A 20,785-nucleotide genomic window follows, 5' to 3' on the forward strand; every position below is an offset into this window, starting at 1 on the left:
TGTTCCTATTTTATTCATGTTTGCCGGTATCATCTCTTTGCCTTTTGCAGGTGAGCCACTAAATTGGCATCCATGAATCAGGGCCACGACGACATTCCGTTTTTCGACGACGACGAACCGACGCCGCGCCAGCCGGCAGCCTCGGCCGCCGGCTCCATTGCTGCGCGTGCCATGGCGGCCCGGCGGGCGCCGGAAGCGCCGGACTATCTGATCGGGCTGAACCCCGAACAGCGCGACGCCGTGGAGACGACCGAAGGCCCGCTGCTGGTGCTGGCAGGAGCCGGAACCGGCAAGACGCGGGTGCTGACCACCCGCATTGCCCATATCCTCGCCTCCGGTCGCGCCTATCCGAGCCAGATCCTCGCCGTCACCTTCACCAACAAGGCAGCGCGTGAGATGAAGGAGCGCATCGGCGTGCTTGTCGGCGGCGCCGTCGAGGGCATGCCGTGGCTCGGCACCTTCCACTCCATCGGCGTGAAGCTTCTGCGCCGCCATGCCGAGCTTGCCGGCCTGAGGTCGGATTTTACCATCCTCGACACCGACGACGTGATCCGCCTCATCAAGCAGCTCATCCAGGCCGAAGAGCTTGATGACAAGCGTTGGCCGGCGCGGCAGTTTGCCTCGATGATCGACGGCTGGAAGAACAAGGGGCTGACGCCCGAGCTGATCCCGGAAGGCGACGCCCGCGCTTTCGCCAATGGCCGCGGTCGGCAGCTCTATCAGGCCTATCAGGACCGGCTGAAGACGCTCAACGCCTGCGATTTCGGCGACCTGCTGCTGCATCCGATCCGGCTGTTTCGCGAAAATCCGGACGTGCTCAAGGAATACCATCGCCGCTTCCGCTACATTCTGGTGGACGAGTATCAGGACACCAACACCGCGCAGTACATGTGGCTGAGGCTTCTCGCCCAGCGTCCCGCCGGCGAGACCGTCAATCTTTGCTGCGTCGGCGACGACGACCAGTCTATCTATGGCTGGCGTGGCGCCGAGGTCGACAACATCCTGCGCTTCGAGAAGGATTTTGCCGGCGCCAAGGTGATCCGGCTTGAGCGCAACTACCGCTCGACAGCCCATATTTTGGGTGCTGCCGGCAACCTGATCGCCCATAATGACGGCCGCCTCGGCAAGACACTGTTTACCGACCGCTCCGACCCCGAAGACGACAAGGTTCAGGTCCACGCCTCCTGGGATTCCGAAGAGGAAGCCCGTGCGATCGGCGAGGAGATCGAGCAGTATCAGAAGAAGGGCGAAGCGCTGAACGACATGGCGATCCTCGTGCGTGCCTCTTTCCAGATGCGCGAATTCGAGGACCGGTTCGTCACCCTCGGCCTCAATTACCGCGTCATCGGCGGCCCGCGCTTTTATGAGCGCCTGGAGATCCGCGACGCCATGACCTTCTTCCGGCTCACCTGCCAGCCGGCCGACGACCTGGCGCTGGAGCGCATCATCAACACCCCGAAACGCGGGCTCGGTGATCAAAGCGTGCGCAAGATCCACGACTATGCGCGCTCCCGCAACATTCCGATGCTCGCCGCCGCCCGCGAGATGATCGACACCGACGAGTTGAAGCCGAAACCGCGCAAGGCGCTGTTCGACGTCGTGACCCAGTTCACCCGCTGGCAGGAACTGCTGGAGACCACGCCGCACACCGAACTTGCCGAGCAGATCCTCGACGAGAGCGGCTATACCGAGATGTGGCAGAACGACCGTTCTGCCGAGGCCCCCGGCCGGCTCGAAAACCTCAAGGAGCTGATCCGCTCCATGGAGGGGTTCGAAAGCATGCGCGGCTTCCTCGAACACGTCTCGCTGGTCATGGATGCCGACCAGAACGAGGACATGGATGCCGTCTCGATCATGACGCTGCATTCGGCCAAGGGACTGGAGTTCAAGACCGTGTTCCTGCCGGGCTGGGAGGAAGGCCTCTTCCCGCATCAGCGGGCACTTGATGAATCCGGCCGCGCCGGGCTGGAGGAGGAACGCCGCCTCGCCTATGTCGGCATCACCCGCGCCAAGCGGAACTGCCACATCTGGTTCGTCTCCAACCGCCGCATTCACGGGCTCTGGCAATCGACCATGCCGTCGCGCTTCCTGGATGAATTGCCGGAGGCGCATGTCGAAGTGGGCGAGACGGAGGTCTCCTATGGAGGCTACGGCCAGTCGCGCTTCGATCGCGCCGAGCCGTTTTCCAACACCTATGCCACGCCGGGCTGGAAACGGGCCCAGCAGAACAGCAACGACGCCACCCGCGACAACTGGGGCAGCCGCTCCGGCCACGCGGTCGAGCGCATCGGCTATGGCGAGAGCGGACCGCGCGGACGCACGATCGAGGGCGAGCTTGTGGCGCGCAGCACCGAGGAAACGCCATCCCGCTTTTCCATCGGCGACCGCGTCTTCCACATGAAGTTCGGCAACGGCAATATCGTGGAGATAGAGGGCAACAAGCTTACTATCGACTTCGACAAGGCCGGGCGGAAAAGAGTCCTCGACGGCTTCGTACAGCCTGTGTGAGCGCGCTGTTTGACGCGTTCAAATGAACAGGCAACGGCAGCGGAAAACCTTCGTTCGCGCAAAGTCTCATTCAGATCGCCACCGTATTGTTCCTACTTAATGGAACGATGACAATGTTAGTAACTTCTTGAAAATTTTCCCATGCTATCCGTTTGGTGATGATCGCGCTGTCTTCGATATCTCATCGACGTTCAGCTCGCGTTCACGGTGCGCAACAATAAATTACACCTAGATCTAGCAAAGATCATACTTCTTGAACGGGGCACATCACGAAATGCGAATGCCGGGGCAGACACTGGGGAACTGTGCGAAACTGGCTTTTGCATTCTGCCTTTTCATTGTTCTGTTTACCGACCCGGCCTCTTCGCAGACCGACAGGAAAGCCTTTCCCCTGCCCGCCCTGTTCGAAAAAAGCCCGGTCGCGATGCTCGTGGTCGACCCCGGCAACGGACGCATCCTCGCGACCAATCCTGCGGCCCAGGCGCTCTATGGCTGGGACGCCAAGGCCTTCAGTCAGCTCTATATCTTCGATCTCAACCAGATGTCGCGCGAGCGGATCAACGACTATATCGAGCAGGTCATTTCAGATCAGAAACATGATTTCGTCGTGCCCCACCGTTTCGCCGACGGTTCCGTTCATGCCGTCAGGCTGTTGTCCTGGGCCACCGACTTCGACAATCGGCGCGCCCTTCTTTCGCTAGTCACCGAAGATGGGTCCCAGCCGGAAGCGGGCAAGCCGGCGGCGACCTATTCCAAAAACCTCGAGGATGCGGTGCGCGCCAAGTCGGCCGAGCTCGACCAGAGCTACAGCCTGCTGACACTCACCCTGAGCGTCGCGATCGCCGTCCTCGCGGCGATTGTCGTGCTGCTGGTGATCTTCGTTCTGCGCCGGCGGCATCTCGTGCGGGAACTCGCGCGCCAGCACCTGCTGCTGCGCGTCGTCATCGACGCCATACCGGACCAGATCTACTTCAAGCGGTCCGACGGCCGGCTTGCCGCCTGCAACCAGGCGGCCGCGGAGTTTGTCGGCAAGCCCGCCGAAATGATCATCGGCAAAACCGACGTCGAGATATTCGGAAACAGTAATGACGCCCTCTTGAAGCAGCAGGTGTTTTCCGAGATCGACAACGAGGAAGAATTCGTCAGTCAGGGCGAAGTCGCCAGTCCCACCGGCCGGAAATATGCGCTGGAAATGATCAAGGCGCCGGTGATCGACGCTGGCGGCGAGCGCCTCGGCACGGTCAATGTCTGGCGCGACATTTCCGAACGGCGGCAGATCGAGGCCCGGATTGAATCGCTCGCCTTCTACGACCCGCTGACCAAGCTCGCCAACCGCGCCAAGGCACACGACGTGCTGATCGGCTTCCTCGCCTCGCATCGCCAGCAAAATCAGTATCTGGCGCTGGTCATCTTTGATGTCGACAATTTCGCTGCCGTCAACTCGATCTTCGGCCACAATGTCGGCGACGGCCTTCTGCGCATCATCGGTACCCGGCTCAAAGACAATATCGGGGCCGGCAGCTTTGCGGCACGGCTTTCGAGCGATGAATTCCTGGTACTGCTCTCCGGCCTGGGCACCGATCCGGAGACCGCCCGCGAAAGGGCGCAGGCGAAACTCGAAGCGCTGATTGAGGCGCTTTCGCAGTTGGCGGTGATCAACACCAGCCACATCACGCCGAGCACCTGCGCCGGCGCCGTCATGGTCGGCGACGATGCGATGGGCGCGGAGGAAGTCCTGCGCCGAGCCGACCTCGCCATGCATGCCGCCAAGCGCAGGGGCCGTGGACAGCTCTCCTGGTTCGACAACAACATGGATGACGATCTCGTCGAGCGCTTCGATCTCGAAACCGCGCTCGGCCAGGCGCTTGCCAATGACGGCTTCCGCCTCTACCTCCAGCCCAAGGTCTATCTGAATACCTCGGAGCGCCATTTCGAGGTGCTACTCAGGCTGCAGCATCACGAACGCGGCACGATCAGCCCCGGCGGGTTCATCGACGTTGCCGAAAGCACCGGCATGATCGTCCCCATCGGCGCCTGGGTGCTGGAGGAAGCGGCGCAGCTCCTGTGCAAGCATCCAAATGTTCACCTCTCGGTCAATGTCTCGGTGCAGCAGCTCCTACAGGTCGAGTTCGTCGACGGACTAGCGGAGCTGCTGCAACGCTATCCCTTCGATCCCTCGCATCTGACGCTGGAAATGACCGAAAGCCTGATGATCGCGAATTTCGAGCTGGCATTGTCGCAGCTCCGGAAAATCCGTGCGCTCCGGGTGCGGCTGTCGATCGATGACTTCGGGACGGGCTATTCGGCGCTCGTCTATCTCAAGCAGCTGCCGATCGACGAGCTGAAGATCGACCAGACCTTCATTGCCGGCCTGCCAGACGAGAGCAATGACAGCTCGCTCGTCGAGCTCATCATCGCCACCGCCCATCACCTCGGCCTTTCGATCGTCGCCGAGGGCGTGGAAACGCCAGAGCAGGAGGCATGGCTGCGCGAGCGCGGTTGCGAATGCCTGCAGGGCTATCTTTTCGACGAGCCGCGCCCGGTCGCCTTCTATCTGTCCTGACGCCATTTCCACCCTTCACAAGCGCCGGTCCGCCGTGGCAATTTGCCGGTGACGCGAATGGAGATGTGTGATGAAGGCGCTGCTGCTTGTCGATATCCAGAACGGTTTCTGCCCGGGCGGCAATCTCGCCGTCGCAGAGGGTGATGCGGTGGTGCCGGTCGCCAACACGCTGATCGAGCGCGGCGGCTATGGCTTCGTCGTCGCCTCGCAGGACTGGCATCCCCCGGGGCATGGTTCCTTCGCCTCCTCTCATCCGGGCAAGGCGCCGTTCGAAGTGGGAGAGCTCGCCGGCAAGCCACAGATGATGTGGCCGGACCATTGCGTGCAGGGCACGGAAGACGCCGCCTTTCATCCCGACCTCAACGTCAGCGCCATCGACTATGTCCAGCGCAAGGGCGAAGACCCAGCCGTCGATTCCTATTCCGCCTTCCGCGACAACGACAAGAATGCCGTTACCGGCCTTGACGCAGTGCTGAAGGAAAAGAACGTGACGGTGCTCGATATCGTCGGGCTGGCGACGGATTATTGCGTCCGCTTTTCAGCGCTCGATGCCCGCGCCATGCTGCCGCACGCAACCGTCCGGCTGGTCACCGATGGTTGCCGCGGGATCACCGAAGAGGGCGTGACGGAAGCGCTTGCCGAAATGCGCGACGCCGGCGTCGAAATCATCAGCCTCGACGAGGCGCTTCACGACCACCGCTAACACCTGTCGCTAACAGGCCACCGAACACGTTCACCAGCATCAGACGGCTTCGTCGGGGTGCGGGAGGTTCCAGGTGCCAAGGCGCATGAGGTCGGCAGCGATCACCTTTCGGGGGGGCGGATCGGCCTTTTCTGCCTGCTTCTCCGCTTTGCCTTCCTTCATCTGCCGCCGCAGAGCGTCAAAGGCGGCGCGTGCCAACGCCTCTTCATCCTGACGCACGACGATGACGGGGTTGGGCAACAGCTCAAGAAAGCCGTCATAGTCGAAAGTGCCGACGATCAGATCGGCGGGCACGTTTCCCCTTTCGCGCTTGAGACGGCGCAGTGCGCCTTCAAGCACCAGCAGCGATGAACAGAGGATGGCCGGCGGCAGGTTGTCGGCGGCGAGCAGGCCTTCCATCATGCTTTCGCCGGCGGCGACGCTGTCGTGGCGCGCGGTCAGAACCCGCAGCTTGCGCTCGTCGATGCCGCTTGCCTTTCCCGCACCATAGAAGCCGGTCACACGGGCGCCGATGCTCGGATTGTCGGGATGGCCGCAGAGAAAGGCGATATCCTCAACGCCAGCGGCGACAATGCCTTCGGTCAGGAGCCGGGCATTCTCCTCGTGATTGCTGGCAATGGCCGGCGCTGCGTCACCCGGCCAGGCGCGGTCGATCAGAACGAGTGGGGTTGCCTTGGCGCGCTTGCGGGCGGCCTCGCGCGGGCGCGGCGTACAAGGGGCGAGCACCAGGCCGTCGACGCCACGGGCGACGAGGCTCGACAGTGCCCGCGCCTCGACCTCCGGATCCTCGGCGCTCGAGGTCGTCACCAGAACGAGGCCCTCGGCGCGGCAGAACTCTTCCAGATGGGCCATCACCCTTGCGAAGAAGGCATTGGCGATGTCGGGCGCGACGAAACCGACGGTCTGGCTCTGGCGCGTCTTCAGGCTGCGGGCGGTCTGGTTGATGGTGTAGCCGTGCTCGGCGACATAGGCGTTGATGGCGTTCTGCGCCCGTTCGCTGATGCGATATTCGTTGGCCCGTCCGCTCAGCACCATCGTGATGGTCGTGCGCGAATAGCCCGTCTCCTCAGCAATTTCGGCGATGGTCTTCGCCATGCTCTCCTCTTTCTCCCCGGCCGATGGACCGGAGACAGCCCATGAGCCACGAATTTGCTGCGGCTCAAAAGCGAAATTTCAACGGAATCACAGGATTCCGCCCCCGAGATGCGGCGGCCCTCCAAGCCGCCCTGCCAGCAGCGGCGATGGGGCGAGGCAGAAATGCCCGCGCGCCCATCGCCACCGCAGCGGTTCCCTTGGGAGGATGGGAACCCTTAGTCCTGCATCAGGGCGCGGATCTTGCGATCGGCGTCCTGCAGCATGGCAAAAGCCTCGAACTTTTTGGCGTGCAGCGCTGCGGCAGCACTGCCGGCCGGCGCGATGATCTCGCGGATCGAGGACATCTTCTCCGCGCCCGCCTTCAGGTCGGAGGCGTGGCCGGAGGCAACGGCACCAAGGATGGCACCGCCGAGAAGCACCGGCTCCGCCGTATCGGGAAGCGCGACCTTCAGCCCGGTGGCGTCGGCAAGGATGCGCCTCAAGAGCGCGCTCTGGGCCGCACCACCACTGACGACCAGGGTTTCGAGCGGCAGGCCCTTCGCCTTTTCGGCCTCGATGATCTGGCGCGTGCCGTAGCAGAGGCCGCAAAGACCGGCGACATAGAGCTTCACCAGGCTTTCTTCCGACGTGTCGAGCGTCAGGCCCGAGATCACGGCGGTCGCTTCCGGATCGGCATAAGGCGCACGATTGCCGAGGAATTCCGGCACGACGTGGACACCCGCAGCAAGTTTTGCCGCGTCTTCGGCCGAGCCCGCCTTGGCGATCGCTTCGGCTTCGAGATAGAACGGCAGCGCCTTGCCGGCGGCCTCCGCCTTCGCCTTGACCGCCATATAGGCCGGATGCAGCGTCAGCAGATAGTCGAGTGCTGCGCCGTAAGCGGACTGTCCGCCCTCAAGCAGCCAGTAGCCGGGCACCATGGCCCCGAAATACGGGCCCCAGACGCCATCGACGAAATTGGCTTCGTCGGCGAGCGTCATGGCGCAGGCGGACGTGCCCATGATCAGCGCCATCTGGGTGGCCGGCGGCAGTTCCTCGCCGTCCGGGCCCTTGCAGGCAAAGGTGCCAACGCCGCCGCAATGGGCGTCGATCAGCGAGGCGCCGACCGGGGTTCCGGCAACGAGGCCGAGTTCGGCCGCGGCTTCCGCCGTCAGTCCGTCGCCGAGCGGCGTACCGATATCGGCGACCGTCGAGCCGATGCGGGCGAAATCATCTTCAGCGAGCTCTTCCAGACCGATGGCGCGGAAGTAGTCGCCGTCCCAGCGCTTTTCATGCGCCAGATAAGTCCATTTGCAGGTGACGGTGCAGACCGAGCGTGCCGTCGAGCCCGTAGCCCGCCACGAAAGAAAGTCCGACAGGTCGAAGAAATGCTGCGCCTTGGCAAAGGTTTCCGGCCGGTTTTCCTTCAACCAGAGAAGCTTCGGCGTTTCCATCTCCGGAGAGATGCGACCGCCGACATAGTTCAGCACGTCATAGCCACCGGCATTGATGCGGTTGGCCTGGCCGATAGCGCGATGGTCCATCCAGACAATGATGTTGCGTGCCGCATCCTCGGAGGGACCGACGGCCAGTGGTGCGCCTTCGCCATCCAGCACCACCAGCGAGCAGGTGGCATCGAAGCCGAGCCCCTTGACGGTAGCGGGGTCGATGCCCGCCTGCGCGATCGCCGTCTTGGTGCAATAGCAGATCGCCTGCCAGATATCGTTGGAGGACTGCTCGACGATGCCGCCCGGCTCCCGCCAGATCGTCAGGTCCTTCTTGGCAACGCCCAGTAGGCGGCCGTTTTCGTCAAACACGCCGGCCCGGGCGCTGCCGGTCCCGACGTCGATGCCGATGAAATGTGTGCTCATGATCTTCCGCCCCGAGAAAAGAGGCCCCTGCCCGGTCTCGCCGGGAAGGGGCGCGGTTTATCAGCTCTTCAGCGCGCCGCCCTTGGCGTCCGTGCCGCAGAACGACACCTTGATGCCGAGTTCATGGGCAAGGGCCGCCTTGGCCGCCATGGCGAAATCGGCATCGTCGGCGCTGTTGGCGTAGACGACCTGAATGTGGTTTGCCTTGTGGCGGGCCATCATCTGATCGCGGGAAACGCCGTAGAGCACGCCGTGCATCATCGGCCAGGCGTAGTCGGTCAGCTTCCAGCGACGTTCGGTCTCTTCTTCCGGAAGTTCGACGGCCTTGCCGCGACCGATATCCATGTGCAGGGCACCGTCCATCAGGAAGATGCGCGACCAGACGATCTCGCCGGGCTTGGCAACGCCGCGCAGCGTACCACCACCGGCCGGGAAGAACATCGCCGGCTGGCGCATCGAGGACGACTTGTCGTAACCGCCGTGATGGGCGGCAGGCGCCGCGCCCGAGATTTCGAAGGTCCAGACATACTCGTCGGTCGTCCCGGTGGGGTCATTGTCGCCCCAGCGCAGATCGTGCAGCGTGGTTTCGAGCGGCTGACCGATGGCGGAGTGGACACGATTGATCAGCAGCGCGTCGAGACCGGCGCATTCATCCACCTCGTTGAAGTGGGTGACCGGCTTGCCGTCGCGAATGATCTTGCCGTCGATACCCTTGACCGGCGGGCGCTCGGCGTTGTTCAGCAGGCCTTCCACCAGGTCGGACGCCGGCAGCAGATCCTTCAGGCCCTGCTGGTACTGGATGCCGATCGTCTCGCAGCCGAACTGTTCCGCAAGGCGGACGGCGGCGATGTACATCTTGCACTGGATGACAACCTGTTCCTTGACCAGATCCTCGGCGCCGTTGGTGCCGAAGTGGAACTTCAGGCCCTTTTCGACGAGCCAGTCGAAGGCAGCTTCTGCTTCGGCGTCCGGCACCTGCGTTGTGGCGTAGTAGAGTGCCGACTGAGACAGGCGCTCCTTGAAGACACCGAGCGGGAACAGCAGTTCGTCGGGGATGATGGCATTGTACATGCCCATGCAGCCCTCGTCGAAAATGCCCATGATGGAGCGGCGGTTGCGCAGATCGTCGGCGATCGTCCTGGCCGTCGACAGCACCTTCTCATTGCTGGAAGGCGTATAGGGCTTAACGTGCGAGGTATCCTGATTGACCTTGCCGGTCTTCACCCACTGTTCGAGACGGGTCAGGAACCATTCGTCCTGGAAGTCGATGGTCCAGAGCGAGGAATATTCGACACCGGCCTTGGTCAGCGAACCATTGAGGTTCAGAAGGCCGACGAGACCGGGCCAGGTCGGCGACCAGTTGCCGACAGTGAGGATCGGACCTTCATGGGCGATGAGGCCCGCCAGCAGGTGCTGCGAGTACTGCCACACGGCCTCGGCGACGATGATCGGCGCCTTGCGGTCGATATTGGCGAAGACCTCGAGGCCTTCCTTCTGGCTGGCGATGAAGCCGTGGCCGAGATCGGCCTTGACCTTATGGGCGCGCTCGACCTTGCCGCCGAACTTGGCGACCGCTTCGGTGAGCTTGTCCTCAAGCTCCTTCTGTGCCGGCCAGCACTTGACGTTGGCGCTCTCGCGCAGGTCGCCGCTTGCAACCATCAGAATATTTGTCGTCATTTTGTTTTGCTCCTTGGAAGCCCAACTGGCCTCCTCCCCGAATATGAAGTGTGCAGCCCCGGCGGACCGGGGCCGCGTATTACGTCTCGTTCTCGGCCTTGCCGCCGGACGCAGCGCGCATCTTGCGGAACGCCTTGATCTTCGGCCCGACGATCGGCAGCAGCAGCGTCAGAATCGCAATCGTAAGGAAGATGGCGCTGACCGGGCTGGTGACGAAGATCGACGGATCACCGTCCGACATGATCAGCGAACGCCTGAGATTGCCCTCGATCATCGGCCCCAGAATGATGCCGATGATGACCGGCGACATCGAGAAGTCGAGCTTCAGCGCCACATAGGCGAGAACGCCGGCAGTCATCATCACGAAGACATCCGTCATCGTGTTGTTGACCGAATAGGCACCGACCGTGCAGAGCACGAAGATGATCGGAACCAGGATCTTGCGCGGCACGGACATGACGCGGCTGAAGAGGCGCAGGCTGGAGAAGCCCAGAATGCCCATCATCAGGTTGGCGACGAACAGGCCGATGAAGATGGTGTTGACGTCGACGGCGTGCTCGGTGAAGAGCAGCGGGCCGAGCTGCAGACCCTGCACCATGAAGGCGCCCATCATGATCGCGGTCGCGCCGTCACCGGGAATGCCGAGCGTCAGCAGCGGCACCATGGCACCGCCAGCCACCGCATTGGCGCCGGCTTCCGGGGCAGAGACGCCCTCGATCGAGCCATTGCCGAATTCTTCCGGATGCTTCGACCAGCGCTTGGCCTCGGTGTAGGAGATGAAGGACGCGATATCGCCGCCGGTGCCCGGGATCGAGCCGATAGCCGTTCCGATCGCCGAAGAGCGCACATAGGTCGGCAGCACCCGGCGGAAGTCCGGCCATGTCGGCAGAACACGGGTGATCTTGGCGTTAACCTTGCGGACGATGCCCTCGCGGTTCTCGCGAATGTTCTCCTCGACACCCAGCATCGCCTGGGAGAAGGCGAAGAGGCCGACCAGGATCGGGACGAAGGAGAGGCCGCCCATGAGGTAATAGGAACCGAAGGTGAAGCGCATGCCGGCGGTCATCGGATCGAGACCGATCGTGGCGATGAACAGACCCACGGCGCCGCCCATCAGGCCCTTGATGACCGAATGCGACGAGACCGAGGTGATGATCGAGATGCCGAAGACGCCGAGGGCGAAATAATCCGGCGCGGAAAGCCCGGTCGCGACCTTGGCAAGCTGCGGCGCGATGATGACCAGCGCCAGCGCGCTGAACAGTCCGCCGAACATCGAGCTCGCGGTTGAAAGGCCGAGCGCGCGCCCTGCCTCGCCCTTGAGCGTCATCGGGTAGCCGTCGAGAACGGTGGCGGCCGATGCCGGCGTGCCGGGCGTGTTGATGAGAATGGCGCTGATCGAGCCGCCGTAGATGGCGCCGCAATAAACGCCGAGCAGCATCAGTATGCCTTCCATGCCGTCGAAGGTGAAGGTCAGCGGCATCAGCAGCGCAATGCCCATGTTCACCGTCAGGCCCGGCAGCGAGCCGATGATGATGCCGGCGAGCGCGCCAAGGAAGGTGACCAGGAGTGCCTGCCAACTGAAGACGATGGCCGCGGCCTGAAGAATATCATGCATGTTCGAACCCTCCGCCGACTATTCGAGAAATGCCGGAAGCGGCAGCGAGATGTGGAAGACGTGGACGAAGAAGATCCAGATCACCGCAACGGCGGCGACGGTCGTAACTCCGATCACGAGCGGGCGACGCTCGCCCATGATGAGCATGACGGCCGGCATTGCGATCACGGCGCCCACCAGGAACCCTGCCCAGGCCATGAGCCCGGCGAAGCAGAAGCCGACGATTGCGGCGAGATAGGCCCAGCGTTGTTCTGGAGCGAACAGGGCAACCTCTCGGCCCGCATTGACGGCGGAGAAGAAGATGACTTCAACGAACTGGAGAATGCCAAGTGCAATCAGAAGCCAGGCGATCATGTGCGGCCAGAAGGCCTCACCGGGCACGCCGTCGGAGCCCGTTATAGTCAGTCCACGAGAGAACCAGAAAATGGCCAGACCGAACAGAATGGACAGGGCGGCCACGATTATATTGAGTTTTCGCATTGTTTCCTCCCGTCCAGCCACCCGCGACACATGCGGTCGCGGGTGGTGTTCAGGTTAGCCGTCGTTAGTTGGCCGCCTTGGTGTCGGCGATCAGCTTTGCGTACATTTCGTCATCCTGCTGCATCATCTCGGAGACCTGGTCTCCGACAAGCGTGCTCGGCATGATGCCCTGGTTCTTCATGGCCTGCTGGAATTCGGGATCAGCGGCAACGGCCGTGAAAACGTCGACGAGCTGAGCCGTGACATCTTCAGGAAGATCGGCCGGACCGGCGATTGCGGCCCATGCACGCATCGTCGTGTTGGTACCGGCGCCGAGGGCTTCATTGAAGGTCGGAACGTCCGGGAACAGGTCGAAACGCTTGGTGTCCATGACGCCCAGCATCTTCAGCGCGCCGGCGTCGATCTGCGGCTTGGCAGAACCGGGCGTGGTGATGACGGCATCGACGTGACCGCCCACGAGCGCGGCGATCGACGGACCCGTGCCTTCCGAATACGGAATGTGCTTCAGCTCGATGCCGAGCTGCTGCTCCATGTTCGTGGTGGCGAGGTCGTAGATGGCACCGGCGCCAGAGTTGGCGACCTGGATTTCACCCGGATGATCCTTCGCGTACTGCACGAATTCCTCGAGCGTCTGGTAAGGCGCATCGGCCTTGACGATCAGGGCGCAGGGGTCAGCGATCGGCGCGAAGAGACCGGTGAAGTCCTTGTAGGTGACCGGCGACTTGTTCTGATGCGGGAACATCGCCAGCTCGACCGTGGTCATGACCAGCGTCTGGCCATCGGGCTTGGCGCGGGAGGCCTCGATGAGACCGGTGACGCCGTTGCCGGCCGGCTTGTTTTCTGGAACGAAGATGACGCCTTCAGGCAGGTACTTCTTCGCATATTCCAGCGTCAGACGAGCCGACGTGTCCGTACCACCGCCCGGATTCTTCGGAATGATGACGGTGATGTTCTTCTTGGGGTAGGTCAGCTCCTGAGCGCTGGCCTGCACGGATGCAATGGCGAGTACGCCGCACAGTGCCAATCCAATAGCTTTTAACATTCTCAACTCCCTGTAGTTGCTCTGGTTAGTCCGCTGGCCCCGAAGGCCTGCGGCAGTACTAGCCATCCTCCAAAGACAAATGGCAGTATACGATCGACTTACGGTTATGCGTGTAAGTCACATGAAGCTCCTTTTCCCGCGCAATGATGGCGGGATAGGAGAACTCTCCCTCTTCCGTTTCGAGGTCGAGAACCTGGTGGAATGCACCGCCATTATCCGTGGAGAGCGCGACCGACAGCGGCGAACGCCGCCCCCAGTTGCCACCGTTCGGATTGTAGACGAGTGCCAGAACACCTCCTGCATCGGCAAGATCGATGCCGGAATTATTGTTGACCACTGAGGTCGGATAGGCCTCGCTCCAGGTCTGGCCGAAATCGGCGCTGTCGGAGCGGTAGATGAAGCCGCGGGTCGATCGCATCATCAGATGGATATGCCCCGGGGCTGATTCCCATGCGCTCGGCTGGATGACACCGTCCCAGGAGAACACCTTGGCGGGATCGGTTTCCCACAGCGCATTGTCGGCAAGTCCCGACCAGACGCCGCCCGCCTCGCCAGCCTTGCCGGCTTCGCGGTGGGTGAAGGGAATATCGACACGGCTCCAGGTCTTGCCCTTGTCAGCCGAGATATCGACAAAGGCATCCCAGAGCTTGCCGGCCTCGATGGAAGCTGGCGCAAGCCAGCCGCCGTTCGACATCACCAGAAGCTTGTTCTTGACCGGACCGCGCGGCGCCTTGTCGCCGGGAACGAGCTCGGCGGGCGTCGACCATGTCAGCCCGCCATCGTCCGAAACGCTCCAGCGGGTGACCCAGTCATGAACCGTCGGGCCAACCTTGTAGAACAGATAGACCGTGTTGCCCTCGTTCAGAAGAACGGGATTCCAGTGGGCAAGACCGTGCTCGGCGAAGAGGCGCCTTGGCGGATGCCAGGCCTCGCCGTCACCACGCACGGTCCAGATCGCGACGTCATCGGCGCCCTCGCGCTCGCCGCCGAAAAAGGCGATGAGACGCGTTCCGTCCGGCAACACCACGACAGTCGAGGCGTGGCAATTGTTGAACAGGTCATGCCCTTGCGGGACGATGAAGCTGCGGCTTTTGAGCCGTGCCGTGAACATGATCGCTTCCTCCCACGCTGCCCTTAGCGGGCAGCGAGACGCATTTCTTCTTTTTCTTCGGCAAGTCCGAGGAATGCCGTAACCTCTTCACCGAGCGAAATCATCTGACGCACGGTCGAGGAGAAGTGATTGCCGAAATAGCCGTTGATCGGCCGCGTGCGGCTGTACATGCCGGCGAAGTTGCCGATTTCCTTCTGGTAGTCCTTGGCGCAAAGCGGGTAATCCATGCTTTCCGTCATCGCAGCAACCGAAAGATAGTTGGACAGAACTTCGGCCTTTTCGGGCTCGGCCTTCCAGTTTTCGGTCAGCCAAACATAAAGGGCCGGATGGAAGTTGGCCATCACGCCGCTATAGCCATGGCAGCCGGCCTTCAGGCTTTCCAGAAGCGTCTGCGCATTGGCGTTGGCGATGTGCAGGTCCGTGCCTTCCACCAGGTTGGCGCGACGGCGCAGAGTTTCGATGTTGCAGCAGGTATCCTTGAGGAAGGTGAAACGGCCGGATGCCGCAGCCCAGGAAACCGCTTCGTCGCTCAGAAGGCGCTTATAGGGATAAGGGCATTCGTAGACGCCGATACCGACCTTCTGCGGAACCTTTTCCGTCAGCGCGGCGAGGCGCTCCAGCAGAACCGCATCGCTTTCGTCGGAACTCGCCAGGCGGTTCGAGATCATGATGACACTGTCGACACCGCATTCCGCGGTCGCCTGAAGCTGTTCGGCCTGATGTGCCGGCGAAACCGCCGTGTGGCCGGAAGCGACGACCGGAACCCGGCCATCCACATAGTCAACGACGAAACGCGTCAGCTTCAGCGATTCTTCGTCGCTCAGAAAGAACATCTCGCTCGACTGGCAGTTGGCGAAGAGGCCGTGAACGCCGGCACCGATGTACCAGTCGATCAACCTTTCGAGGGATGCCCAATCGATTTCGAGATTTTCGGTGAAGGGAGTCAGCATGACGGGCCATACGCCCGTGTGATGATCTTGTGCCCCGTTGGTGGCCGTCATTTTCAAATGCCTCGCTCAAATTTCCACGCTGACCGTGGCATCGTCCGTGGGAGACGGAGTTTTCGTTTTTCGGGGAAGAAGCGATGCGCAAAGGCTGGTCTCTGTGTCGGATTTTGCCGACGGCCTCACCTTGCCGCAACCGCGCATTTCCTCCCAGAAACGCTTGCTGTCACGAGTTAGCAATCCGTAGCTACATCTTTTTCCGAAGCCACGCAAGCGGATTCAAATCAGGTTCCAACTTTTTGAACACGGCGCCGAGGCGCCCTTTCGGACGGACGCCGCGCGCTCTGGCAGCACTGTTTTGTGCCCGGGCCGGCCTGTGGATAAGTGCCGGAACGGGGTGCCCCGTTGATAAGGCACGAGGCCAGGTACCCCCCGGCCGCCTGCAACCCTGTCTTAAAAGCTTCAAAAATCTGCAATTCGTCTGTCGTGAGCGTGGTCGATAAGTTTTTGCAAGCGCGTGCAAGCTGTGCCAAGCTGGATGCACGCGTGTGCAAAACCTCCACGCGTATGGGAGGAGAAGGATTAATCATGACCAATACAAAGCTATTGGCCGCTGCCGCGGTCATTCTTGCTGGCACGACGGTTACCGCCGCTGCCGAGGAATACACCATCACCGTCTGGGCTGGTGGCACCAACCCGACGGAGAACTATCGCCTCGACAACATCGAGCTTGCCGCCGACCTGCTCGAGCGCGAAGCCGCCATCAATGGCGAAGAGCTGACGATCAACATCGAGAAGCAGTCCTGGTCCGGCTGGGACGATTTCCGCCAGGCGGTGACGCTCGCCGGCGAAGCCGGCAATGGCCCCAACATTCTCGTCGCCGGCCATGACGACATTCCGACCTGGTCGAAGTCCGGCCTGCTGCGCCCGATCGGCGACTATATCTACACCGACACCTATCCGCTGTCGCAGATCTATCCGAACCTCTGGGACGTGGTCACCTATAACGGCCAGATCTGGGGCGTGCCGCAGGACGCCGAAGCGCGTGTGATGTACTGGTCGATCCCCGGCCTCAAGGCCATCGGCTGGAGCGATGCCGAGATCGCGGACCTGCCTGCAAAGGTCAAGTCGGGAGAATTCACGCTCTATGACATGCTCGACGCGGTCAAGAAGATGCAGGACGAGGGCGCCGTGGCCGCCGGCGACGGCTTTGCGCCGCGTCCGTCCAATGGTGGCGACTACTGGCAGTTCTACCAGTCCTTCGGCGGAGAAATTGCCGACGAAGAATCCGGCAAGCTGGTGCTCGACAAGCAGGCGATGCAGGACTTCTACACGTTCTTTGCCGATGCCGTTGACGATGGCGTCGTCTCCTCCACCTATCTCGGCCTGCCCTGGGACACCTGGCACGGCTCGGTCGTCGAAGGCAAATACGGCGTCTGGCACGGCGGCTCCTGGCACTATGCCCAGTGGACCCGCCAGAACGGCATGACCGACTTCTTCGACAAGGTTCAGTACACGCTGATCCCGGCCGGCAACGAAAACGGTCGCGCCAACTCGATCACCCATCCCCTCGCCTATCTGCTGACCGCGCAGGGCAGCGAAGACGAGGCTGAGATCGCTGCCGAACTCATCGCCCGCGCATCGAGCCCCGAGCTGAACGCGTTCCACGCCGTCAAGTCGGGCCACCTCGCCATCGGTGAGGATGAGGTCAACGTACCGCTCTATGCCAACGATCGCTGGCTGTCGGAGGCAAGCGCCTTCCTGCCGGATGCCAATGCCACGCCGAACAACGTCAATGTCGGCATCTTCCAGAACGACATGTTCGCCGGCCTCGAGTCGGTCTGGACCGGCACGGCCACGCCCGAGCAGGCGGTCAACGATCTGGAAGCCAAGCTTCATGCCGATGTTGGCGACGACCTGATCGTCCGCTGATCCGATTGTGACAAACCGGCCGGCGGCTCCCCGTCGGCCGGGCATTTTTAAAGGATCAGAGGATGCGAACCAGGACCAGCTTGCTGGGTCTGGCGTTTCTGACGCCGACCCTCGTTCTGCTCATACTTTTCTTCATCATGCCGGTGGTTTTTACCGCCTATTTTTCGTTTACGAACATGAGTACGTCGACCGGTATCGGCCGCGGCGAATACATGTTGACCGACACGCTGCTGCGCCGGCTGAAGTCGGAGGGGCTGTCGCAGGCCGATGTCGACGCCGTCTCGCGCGAGACCTTCACCGTCGACGCGGCCGGCCACGATACCGCGATCGCTGCCGGCGTCGACAAGCGTTTTGCCGACGATATTCTCGATAACTTCGCCGGCCAGAGCTTTAGCGACGCGCGCGACTTCGAACGGGCCCTGCGCGGCCTGCGCTCGGCGCCGCGTTCGCCGCGCGCCGTCAAGGAGGCAGCGCGTGCCTTCACCCATTCCGCGCTCAACACCCGCTATCGAACACCCGATGAACTGTCGGCCGTGCTCACAGCCGTGGCGCCGGAGGTTGAGGAAGAGACCCGCGACCTGATAGTTCACCGCAGCTATACCGGCCACGTGCTGACCACGGATAACTTCCGCAAGCTCGCCAGCGCGCCCGACACGCTGCAGCTCATCGGCAATACGGTTCTTTACGTCGGCCTGACGCTGGCCTTCTTCAATGTCAGCCTCGGCCTGTTCCTCGCGATCCTGATGTTCTACCTGCCGAAGCGGGCAAGCGGCATCTTCAGCGCGCTGTGGCTCCTGCCGCGCATCACCCCGATGGTTCTCTATGCGGTGTTGTGGAAGTGGTTCACCTGGGATTCCGGCTTCCTGCCGACGCTGGCCGCCCATCTCGGCCTGCCGAGCTTCAACTACATGAAGGGCTCGATCGTCACGGCCTGGATCACCATGATCTGCTCGAATGGTTTCGTCGGCGCCTCGTTCGGCATGCTGCTGTTTTCCGGCGCCCTGCGCTCGATCCCGATCCAGCAGATCTGGGCCTCCGAAGTCGACGGTGCCAATCGCTGGCAGCAGGTCCGCCGCATCATCCTGCCGCAGATGCGCTGGCCGATCCTGTTCGTGACATCCTATCAGACGCTGTCGCTGATCGCGTCCTATGAACTGATATGGCTGACCACCAACGGCGGTCCCGGCAGTTCCACCACGGTCTGGTCGCTCTCCGCCTTCAAGACCGCCCTCTTCAACTACACCGGCAATCTCCAGTACGGCCTTGGTGCCGCAATGGCGCTGGTGCTGGTTGTCATCGGTCTGGTGGCGTCGATCTTCTATCTGCGGCTCTTCAAGTTCAACGAGCTTCTGACGAAGCCGCGGATCGAGTTCTGAGGAAAGCCCATGACCAAGAACTTCGCAATGTTCCCGATCATCGTGCTTTTGACGCTGCTCACTGCACCGATCATCATCATGTATGTCTACCTCGTGCTCGACACCTTCTCGAACACGCCGCCGGGCGCCCTCTTCCCGACATCCTTCACGCTCGAGCACTGGCGCTTCCTCATCGATCCGTCCATTGCCGGCAATGTCTGGATACCGACGCTCAACTCGCTGATCTTCGCCTCCTGCTGCACGGTGATCGTGCTGACGATCTCCTCGACCGGCGGCTATGCGCTGTCGCGGCTCAACATGCCGTTCCGCTCGTTCTTCCTGGGCGGCCTGATGGTGCTGCACGCCTTTCCGGCGGTAACGCTCCTGATCGGCATATTCCTGATCCTGAACTTTTCCGGGCTCTACAACACGCTGACTGGCATCGTGCTGGTCAAGGCGGCACTGACGCTGCCGCTCGGCGTCTGGATCATGAAGGGCTTCTACGACGCGGTTCCGTGGGAAATCGAGATGGCGGGCGTCCAGGATGGGGCGAGCCGCTTCACCGTCTGGCGCAGGCTCGTCCTGCCGCAGATCCGGCCGGGCTTCGTCGCGCTCGGCGCCTTCGCCTTTCTCGAAGGCTGGGGCGAATACCTTCTCCCCCGCGTACTGGCGCCCAGCGCCGATTTCCGGGTGCTCTCCGTCTTCCTCGCCACCCTGTCGGCGCCCGATACGGCCAATTACGACTTCTCGCTGTTCCAGGCGGTCGGTCTTTTCTACACCCTGCCGGTGCTTCTGCTTTTCCTCATCTTCCAGAACCGGCTGATGAACATCTTCAACGGAGGCACGAAGGGCTGATGCGTCTCGAACTCGACAATTTCACCAAAAGCTTCGACGACGTCAAAGTCATCGAGAATCTCAACCTCACCGTCGAGGAAGGCGAGATGCTGGCCCTGCTCGGCCCTTCCGGCTGCGGCAAGTCGACGACGCTGTTTGCGATCTGCGGAATTCACCGGGTCAATGGCGGGCGCATTCTGTTCGGCGGCAAGGATTTTTCCGATCTGCCGTCGCAGAAGCGCAATGTCGGCGTCGTCTTTCAGAACTACGCCCTCTATCCGCACATGACCGTGTTCGAGAATATCGCCTTTCCGCTGGAGGTGCAGAAGCGCTCGAAGGCGGAAATCGACAAGGCGGTGCGCGAAATCGCCGAGCTGATCCATATCGAGGAACTGCTGGAGCGTCGCCCGGCACAGCTTTCCGGCGGCCAGCAGCAGCGCGTGGCGCTTGCCCGCGCCATCGTTCGCCGCCCCAACGTGTTGCTGCTCGACGAGCCGCTCGCCAATCTCGATGCCAAGCTCAGGCTGGAAATGCGCACGGAAATCCGCCGCATTCAGCTCGAGACCGGTATTACTGCCATCCTCGTCACCCACGACCAGGTCGAGGCGATGAGCATGTGCGACCGGGTGGCGATCATGAACAAGGGCAAGATCCTGCAGATCGCGACCCCGACGGAGATGTACCGCGCGCCGGCCAACCAGTTCGTCGCCGGCTTCCTTGGCAACCCGCCGATTGTCTTCGTCGAAGGCAAAGTCGGCGAAGGCGCCACCTTCGAGCGTGAGGGCCATATCCGCCTTCCGCTTCCGGCCCGCCTCAAGGACCTCGCCCCCGGCACGCCGATCACCTACGGCATTCGGCCGGAGCATTTCGGCACGAATGGCGGCGCGCCACTTTCCGGGGTGATCCGCTTCGTCGAGCCGCAGGGCCGCGAGATGCTGTTCGACGTGGAGGCGGCACCCGGCGTGCTGCTGCGCTCGATCCAGCCGGTGCGCCAGGATGTCGGCATGGGCGACCGCGTCGACTGGTTCGTCGATATCGACCATGTCCTGGTCTTCGACAGCCACGGGGAGCGGCTCTGA

General features: G+C 62.2%; 15 protein-coding genes. 7 read left to right on the top strand and 8 right to left on the bottom strand.

The window, feature by feature from the left end:
- Window positions 1-72: 72 nt before the first annotated feature.
- The 3 genes from TM49_RS20165 to pncA all read left to right on the top strand — a co-directional run bounded on the left by TM49_RS20165 (window position 73) and on the right by pncA (window position 5,774).
- The gene (locus TM49_RS20165) at window positions 73-2,508 is read left to right on the top strand and encodes an ATP-dependent helicase (RefSeq protein ID WP_045683855.1); all 2,436 of its coding nucleotides are present in this window, start codon (window positions 73-75) and stop codon (window positions 2,506-2,508) included.
- A gap of 280 nt (window positions 2,509-2,788) precedes the next feature.
- On the top strand, window positions 2,789-5,071 hold the full coding sequence (locus TM49_RS22795; RefSeq protein ID WP_052699964.1) for a sensor domain-containing protein: 2,283 nt from the start codon (window positions 2,789-2,791) through the stop codon (window positions 5,069-5,071).
- A gap of 70 nt (window positions 5,072-5,141) precedes the next feature.
- Window positions 5,142-5,774, top strand: coding sequence for a bifunctional nicotinamidase/pyrazinamidase (gene pncA / locus TM49_RS20175; RefSeq protein WP_045683857.1), 633 nt, complete (start codon window positions 5,142-5,144; stop codon window positions 5,772-5,774).
- Window positions 5,775-5,813: 39 nt separating this feature from the next.
- On the opposite strand, the gene TM49_RS20180 is transcribed toward pncA, so the two are convergent.
- The 8 genes from TM49_RS20180 to TM49_RS20215 form a co-directional block, all read right to left on the bottom strand.
- Window positions 5,814-6,869, bottom strand: coding sequence for a substrate-binding domain-containing protein (locus TM49_RS20180; protein ID WP_052699965.1), 1,056 nt, complete (start codon window positions 6,867-6,869; stop codon window positions 5,814-5,816).
- Between the two features lie 215 nt (window positions 6,870-7,084).
- On the bottom strand, window positions 7,085-8,716 hold the full coding sequence (locus TM49_RS20185; RefSeq protein ID WP_045683859.1) for an FGGY-family carbohydrate kinase: 1,632 nt from the start codon (window positions 8,714-8,716) through the stop codon (window positions 7,085-7,087).
- A 60-nt stretch (window positions 8,717-8,776) separates the two neighbouring features.
- On the bottom strand, window positions 8,777-10,393 hold the full coding sequence (locus tag TM49_RS20190) for a fucose isomerase (protein WP_045683861.1): 1,617 nt from the start codon (window positions 10,391-10,393) through the stop codon (window positions 8,777-8,779).
- Window positions 10,394-10,472: 79 nt separating this feature from the next.
- Window positions 10,473-12,008: a tripartite tricarboxylate transporter permease gene (locus tag TM49_RS20195; RefSeq protein WP_045683863.1), complete on the bottom strand. Its 1,536-nt coding sequence runs from the start codon at window positions 12,006-12,008 to the stop codon at window positions 10,473-10,475.
- An 18-nt stretch (window positions 12,009-12,026) separates the two neighbouring features.
- Window positions 12,027-12,488, bottom strand: a complete 462-nt coding sequence (locus TM49_RS20200; RefSeq protein WP_045683864.1) for a tripartite tricarboxylate transporter TctB family protein — start codon at window positions 12,486-12,488, stop codon at window positions 12,027-12,029.
- 64 nt (window positions 12,489-12,552) lie between these two features.
- A complete protein-coding gene (locus TM49_RS20205; RefSeq protein WP_045683865.1) occupies window positions 12,553-13,530 on the bottom strand; it encodes a tripartite tricarboxylate transporter substrate binding protein in 978 nt (325 codons plus the stop codon).
- 58 nt (window positions 13,531-13,588) lie between these two features.
- Window positions 13,589-14,641, bottom strand: a complete 1,053-nt coding sequence (locus tag TM49_RS20210; protein WP_045683867.1) for a sialidase family protein — start codon at window positions 14,639-14,641, stop codon at window positions 13,589-13,591.
- Window positions 14,642-14,664: 23 nt separating this feature from the next.
- The gene (locus TM49_RS20215) at window positions 14,665-15,642 is read right to left on the bottom strand and encodes a dihydrodipicolinate synthase family protein (protein WP_045683868.1); all 978 of its coding nucleotides are present in this window, start codon (window positions 15,640-15,642) and stop codon (window positions 14,665-14,667) included.
- A gap of 531 nt (window positions 15,643-16,173) precedes the next feature.
- Here TM49_RS20215 and TM49_RS20220 point away from each other — a divergent pair.
- The 4 genes from TM49_RS20220 (at window position 16,174) to TM49_RS20235 (ending at window position 20,785) form a co-directional block, all read left to right on the top strand.
- Window positions 16,174-17,517: an extracellular solute-binding protein gene (locus TM49_RS20220; RefSeq protein ID WP_144409628.1), complete on the top strand. Its 1,344-nt coding sequence runs from the start codon at window positions 16,174-16,176 to the stop codon at window positions 17,515-17,517.
- A gap of 62 nt (window positions 17,518-17,579) precedes the next feature.
- A complete protein-coding gene (locus tag TM49_RS20225; RefSeq protein ID WP_045683872.1) occupies window positions 17,580-18,893 on the top strand; it encodes a carbohydrate ABC transporter permease in 1,314 nt (437 codons plus the stop codon).
- A gap of 9 nt (window positions 18,894-18,902) precedes the next feature.
- Window positions 18,903-19,727 (top strand): carbohydrate ABC transporter permease, encoded by an 825-nt coding sequence (locus TM49_RS20230; RefSeq protein ID WP_045683873.1) that lies wholly within the window; start codon window positions 18,903-18,905, stop codon window positions 19,725-19,727.
- Entirely contained in the window at window positions 19,727-20,785 is a 1,059-nt protein-coding gene (locus TM49_RS20235; protein ID WP_045683875.1) for an ABC transporter ATP-binding protein, read from the top strand. Before TM49_RS20230 ends, TM49_RS20235 begins: the two co-directional genes overlap by 1 nt.

The organism is Martelella endophytica (assembly GCF_000960975.1).
GTDB classification, from domain to species: domain Bacteria; phylum Pseudomonadota; class Alphaproteobacteria; order Rhizobiales; family Rhizobiaceae; genus Martelella; species Martelella endophytica.

Bases quoted from the DNA above. Each gene is read 5' to 3' on its own strand.
- TM49_RS20215 (WP_045683868.1), bottom strand. From the start codon at position 15,642: ATGACGGCCACCAACGGGGCACAAGATCATCACACGGGCGTATGGCCC.
- TM49_RS20200 (WP_045683864.1), bottom strand. From the start codon at position 12,488: ATGCGAAAACTCAATATAATCGTGGCCGCCCTGTCCATTCTGTTCGGT.
- TM49_RS20230 (WP_045683873.1), top strand. From the start codon at position 18,903: ATGACCAAGAACTTCGCAATGTTCCCGATCATCGTGCTTTTGACGCTG.
- TM49_RS20235 (WP_045683875.1), top strand. From the start codon at position 19,727: ATGCGTCTCGAACTCGACAATTTCACCAAAAGCTTCGACGACGTCAAA.
- TM49_RS20180 (WP_052699965.1), bottom strand. From the start codon at position 6,869: ATGGCGAAGACCATCGCCGAAATTGCTGAGGAGACGGGCTATTCGCGC.
- TM49_RS22795 (WP_052699964.1), top strand. From the start codon at position 2,789: ATGCCGGGGCAGACACTGGGGAACTGTGCGAAACTGGCTTTTGCATTC.
- TM49_RS20185 (WP_045683859.1), bottom strand. From the start codon at position 8,716: ATGAGCACACATTTCATCGGCATCGACGTCGGGACCGGCAGCGCCCGG.
- TM49_RS20220 (WP_144409628.1), top strand. From the start codon at position 16,174: ATGACCAATACAAAGCTATTGGCCGCTGCCGCGGTCATTCTTGCTGGC.
- TM49_RS20195 (WP_045683863.1), bottom strand. From the start codon at position 12,008: ATGCATGATATTCTTCAGGCCGCGGCCATCGTCTTCAGTTGGCAGGCA.
- TM49_RS20225 (WP_045683872.1), top strand. From the start codon at position 17,580: ATGCGAACCAGGACCAGCTTGCTGGGTCTGGCGTTTCTGACGCCGACC.
- TM49_RS20165 (WP_045683855.1), top strand. From the start codon at position 73: ATGAATCAGGGCCACGACGACATTCCGTTTTTCGACGACGACGAACCG.
- TM49_RS20210 (WP_045683867.1), bottom strand. From the start codon at position 14,641: ATGTTCACGGCACGGCTCAAAAGCCGCAGCTTCATCGTCCCGCAAGGG.
- TM49_RS20205 (WP_045683865.1), bottom strand. From the start codon at position 13,530: ATGTTAAAAGCTATTGGATTGGCACTGTGCGGCGTACTCGCCATTGCA.
- TM49_RS20190 (WP_045683861.1), bottom strand. From the start codon at position 10,393: ATGACGACAAATATTCTGATGGTTGCAAGCGGCGACCTGCGCGAGAGC.
- pncA (WP_045683857.1), top strand. From the start codon at position 5,142: ATGAAGGCGCTGCTGCTTGTCGATATCCAGAACGGTTTCTGCCCGGGC.